At 61.8% G+C, this 4961-nt stretch carries 4 protein-coding genes; 1 reads left to right on the top strand and 3 read right to left on the bottom strand.

Annotated features, from left to right (window positions below; translation table 11 throughout):
* Window positions 1-198 precede the first annotated feature (198 nt).
* Window positions 199-1161, top strand: coding sequence for a hypothetical protein (locus EN932_RS29175; RefSeq protein WP_064995336.1), 963 nt, complete (start codon window positions 199-201; stop codon window positions 1159-1161).
* 15 nt (window positions 1162-1176) lie between these two features.
* Here the strand turns inward: EN932_RS29175 and EN932_RS29170 are convergent, their stop codons facing one another.
* The 3 genes from EN932_RS29170 to blaOXA all read right to left on the bottom strand — a co-directional run.
* Window positions 1177-2115, bottom strand: coding sequence for a GNAT family N-acetyltransferase (locus EN932_RS29170; protein WP_127369530.1), 939 nt, complete (start codon window positions 2113-2115; stop codon window positions 1177-1179).
* 84 nt (window positions 2116-2199) lie between these two features.
* Window positions 2200-4176 (bottom strand): threonine--tRNA ligase, encoded by a 1977-nt coding sequence (gene thrS, locus EN932_RS29165; RefSeq protein WP_128369264.1) that lies wholly within the window; start codon window positions 4174-4176, stop codon window positions 2200-2202.
* Window positions 4177-4352: 176 nt separating this feature from the next.
* The coding region (blaOXA, locus tag EN932_RS29160; protein ID WP_128369263.1) for a class D beta-lactamase at window positions 4353-4961 on the bottom strand (609 nt) is incomplete at its 5' end.

Raw genomic sequence — 4961 nt, 5'->3', positions numbered from 1 at the left:
GAGTTTCGGGTCAGCAGGAAGTCGATGATCGGCGACGCCATGGGCGCAAGTCTCCTGGACATTCTGTTTTGAGCTGAAGCGCACCATCGGGGATTCGGGCGGCTCGGGCATTGGCGCGGGATACGCCGGACGGAAGAGTCGTATCGGTCGGACTCTTAAGCCTTGAAATTGCCACCGCCATGGGCTTCAACGCAAGGCATGTTTGAGGGGACTATCCGTCTTTTCCTGGTCTGGCTCGGCGCCCTGCTGTTCATGGCGCCGGTTTCGTTCGCCATGGCGCAGAATGTCGACGGAGTCAGCGACCTGAAGCTTCCGGGAATTTCGAGCTACGCGACGCCGAAAGGCGAGACGTCACTGGCACTGAGCGGCGGCGGTGCCATCACACTCTCTGCCCAGTTGACCGACAAGGGTTCCGACATCACGCGCGGCATCGTCTGGCGGGTCTTCAAGCCGGAAGCCGTCAACGGCAAATTGCCGATGGTCGCCTCCTCGCATGGCGGCACCGCCGTCTTCCAGCTCGAACCCGGCAGCTATCTGGTTCACGCCTCCTACGGCCGGGCCGGCGCCACCAAACGCATCACTGTCGGCAAGGACGCCAAGCGCGAAAGCCTCGTGCTCGATGCCGGCGGCCTCAAGCTCGACGCCGTGCTGTCCGGCGGCGTGCGCATTCCACCGAAGAAGCTGCGCTTTTCGATCTACGAGGGCACTGCCGAGGCCAATGGCGACCGCGCGCTGATCATTCCCGATGTCGAGCCCAACAGCGTCGTGCGGCTCAACGCCGGCATCTACCATGTCGTCTCGACCTATGGCGCGGTCAATGCAGTCATTCGCTCCGACATCCGCGTCGAGGCCGGCAAGCTGACCGAAGCCACCGTCGAGCATCACGCCGCCGAGATCACGATGAAGCTGGTGCGCGAAACCGGTGGCGAGGCGATCGCCGACACGTCCTGGTCACTGCTCAACGAGTCCGGCGATCCGATCAAGGAAACCGTCGGCGCTTTCGCCTCGATGGTGCTGGCCGAGGGCGACTACACCATCATCGCCAAGAACCGCGACCGCATCTACCAGAAGGATTTTACGGTCGTGGCCGGGCAGAACCAGGAAATCGAGGTTCTGGCCACCGAGGCCGCGGCGATGGATCCTGAAGAAGGCGCGGATTAACCTTCGTTTTAAGGATCAAGCCGCCAGCTCGGTCCGCGCCGGCAGGAACGGGATCCGGCGGCGTGGCAAAGCTGGCGCCAGGTCGAACACGCCGCGATAGAGGCGGTCGAGCAAGGCCTTGCGGTCGCGCAACGGCTCCAGTTCGCTCCAGCTCAGCACATCGCCGACGCGCACGTCGATCGCCTTGCCCGACAGCCGCGCGAATTCGTGGATGAGCAGCGATGTGCGCAGCGTCAGCGAGGCCTTGCCGACGAACTTGGCCACCCGGCCGTCGCGCTCGGCCATGTTCATCGGCCCGCTGACAAGATGGAACAGCCTGCCGTTCTGCCCGGAAAAATGCATCGGGATGACCGACGCCCTGGCGTCCTGGACGAGGCGGGCCGGAAACATCTTCCACGGCAGATCGCGCGCCCGGCCAAAACCCTTTGGCGCGGTGGCGACACCGCCGGCCGGAAATACCACGATGGTGACGCCCTCTTTCAACAGTCGCACCGCTTCATGGCGCACGGCCATGTTGTTCTTCAGCGCATCCTTGGTCTCCGAAAAGTCGATCGGCAGCGAATAAGGCTCCATCTCGCGGATCCTGAGCAGATCCTTGTGGATCATCACCCGGAACGGACGGCCGAGCTGCTCGGCCAGCGACAGCACGGCGATACCGTCACCGATGCCGAACGGATGATTGGCGACGATCACCAGCGGCGTGTCCGGCAATTGCGCGGGCGGCCACTGATCAGCGGTCCGCACCCGCACGTCGATCAGGTCGAGCATGCGGCTGAACACGCGTTCGCCGGTCGGCACGATCTGGCGGCGCCAGAAATCATAGAGGGCTGTGTAGCGGTCGCGGCCCGACAAGCCTTCGACCGAATGTATGAACCAGCGCGTCAGCGCCGGCTGGCGCGGATTGGCATAGGAAAGCTCGGGAAAGGGTCGTTCGCGCAATTTCAACTTGAGCATAGGGGCTCGTTACAAGGTCGGCGTGACAGGGATATGAAAATGGCGGTGGATCGCTCCACCGCCATTTGGTCGAAACTATGCCAATCAGGCCGCGCGTTTGCGCCGGCGGTCGGGTGTGACGGCTTCCTCGGTCAGTTGCGCGATCGCCTGGTCAAGGCCAAGCGATTCCTGGTCGCGCGAGCCCAGTCGGCGCATGTTGACCGTCTGCTCTTCCGCTTCGCGCTTGCCGCAGACGAGGATGACCGGAACCTTGGCCAGGCTGTGCTCGCGGACCTTGTAGTTGATCTTCTCGTTGCGCAGATCCGCTTCCGCCAACAGCCCAGCGGTCTTCAGCTTTGCCACCACCTCGGTCGCATAGTCGTCGGCATCCGACGTGATCGTCGCCACCACCACCTGCAGCGGCGCGAACCACAGCGGGAAATGGCCGGAATAGTTCTCGATCAGGATGCCGAGGAAGCGCTCCATCGAGCCGCAGATGGCGCGGTGAACCATGACAGGCTGCTTCTTCTCGGAATCCGAGCCGATATAGAAGGCGCCAAACCGCTCCGGCAGGTTGAAATCGACCTGCGTCGTGCCGCACTGCCATTCGCGGCCGATGGCATCCTTCAGCACATATTCGAATTTCGGCCCGTAGAAGGCGCCCTCACCCGGATTGATCGAGGTCTTGATGCGATTGCCGGACCGTGTCCTGATCGTCTCCAGCACGCCGCCCATGATCGCCTCGGCGTGATCCCACGCCTCGTCGGTACCGACGCGTTTGTCCGGCCGCGTCGAGAGCTTGACGCTGATTTCGTCGAAACCGAAATCAGCATAGGTCGACAGGATCAGATCGTTGATGCGCAGGCATTCCGCCGCCAATTGCTCCTCGGTGCAGAAAATGTGCGCATCGTCTTGCGTAAAACCGCGCACGCGCATCAGCCCGTGCAGCGCGCCGGATGGTTCGTAACGGTGGACGTTGCCGAATTCCGCAAGTTTGACAGGCAGATCGCGATAAGACTTCAACCCATGCTTGAAAATCTGCACATGGCCCGGGCAGTTCATCGGCTTCAGAGCGAAAACCCGGTCGTCATCGGTATCGTCGCCGGCCACCGTCACCTTGAACATGGCGTCGCGATACCATCCCCAATGGCCTGACGTCTCCCACAGGCTCTTGTCGAGAACCTGCGGCGCGTTGACCTCCTGATAGCCCTGCTCGTCGAGGCGGCGGCGCATGTAGTTGACCAGGTTCTGGAACATCTTCCAGCCCTTGGCGTGCCAAAAGACGACGCCAGGCCCCTCTTCCTGGAAATGGAACAGGTCCATCTCGCGGCCGATCTTCCTGTGGTCGCGCTTCTCGGCCTCCTCCAGCATCGTCTGATAGGCTTCGAGCTGCGCCTGATCAGCCCAGGCCGTGCCGTAGATGCGGGTCAGCATCGGATTGTTCGAATCGCCGCGCCAATAGGCGCCGGCCACCTTCATCAGTTTGAAGGCGTTGCCGATCTGCCCCGTCGAGGCCATGTGCGGGCCACGGCAAAGATCGAACCAGTCGCCCTGCGCGTAGATCTTGAGATCCTGATCCTCGGGAATGGCGTCGATCAGCTCCAGCTTGTAGCGTTCGCCCTTGTCGGCAAACACTTTCTTCGCCTTGTCGCGCGACCAGACTTCCTTGGTGAACGGCTTGTTGCGCGAAATGATCTCGCGCATCTTCTTCTCGATCACGGGAAAATCGTCAGGCGTGAACGGCTCGTTGCGGGCGAAGTCGTAGTAAAACCCGTTCTCGATCACCGGCCCGATGGTCACCTGCGTTCCCGGCCACAATTCCTGCACGGCTTCCGCCAACACATGTGCGGCGTCGTGACGGATCAGTTCGAGTGCGCGCGGGTCGTCGCGGGTGACGATCTCGACCTTGCCGGATTTGCCAAGCGGATCGCTGAGATCGCGGACGGTGCCGTCGATCGCATAGGCGACCGCCTTCTTGGCCAGCGACTTCGAGATCGATTCGGCGAGGCCCGCACCGGTCATCGCCGCGTCGTATTCGCGGACGGAGCCATCGGGAAATGTCAGGGAAACGGAATTCAGCATGTATATCTCCTATCCAGTCCCGCAAACGAGCGCGGGTGGTTGAAATGCATGTCGCCCAAAAATGTGTGGGCGGTTTTGGGGTTACGACATGCAAAGAGTAGGCCGGATGCGTCCGCCAGCGGCTGTCTTTTATGGACAGATTCCGCCGCCGTAAAGCCCGGCTCAAATGTCAGACTTCATTTGATGAGCAGCGGCAGGTCCTTCAGGAACGCGGCTCGGGTCTTGAGGCCTTTGGGCATATCGGTCCGATCGGTGTCGACGACAAGGCGCGCAAAGACGATCTGGCGGCCATCCTTGTTCGCCCAGCCGACGAACCACCCAAGCGAGCGCTTATCCTGAACCTTGTCGGCATCGTTGCGCAGCCTAGTGCTTCCGGTCTTGCCCTGCACCGTCCAGCCTCCGGCCTGGAAGGTCGGGATGATGGCTGATGTCATGTCGTAGGCCCTGGCCGAGACAGGCAGCTTGCGGGCCAGCAGCTTGCGCAGGAAATCGACCTGCTCGACCGGCGTGATCTTGAGCGAGGAGTTTATCCAGGATTGGGTCAAACCATCATTCTTGCCGGGATTGCCGGAAACATCGGCATTGCCGTAGCCGAATTTGGAGACATAGCCCGCCAATTTTTCCGGCCCGAGCCGACTGGTGATTTCACGGGAGAACCAGACGATCGAATCCCGTTCCCAGATCACCGGATCGACGGTCTTCTGGTCCCGCTTCACCGCCTTGAACTCCGGCTTGTAGTCCCACGCCGGCGTATGCTCGTCGCTCAGGATCCCGCTGTCATAGCC

The organism is Mesorhizobium sp. M7A.F.Ca.US.002.01.1.1, from assembly GCF_004022955.1.
Lineage (GTDB): Bacteria > Pseudomonadota > Alphaproteobacteria > Rhizobiales > Rhizobiaceae > Mesorhizobium > Mesorhizobium ciceri.
This window is presented reverse-complemented; position numbering and strand designations above follow the sequence as displayed.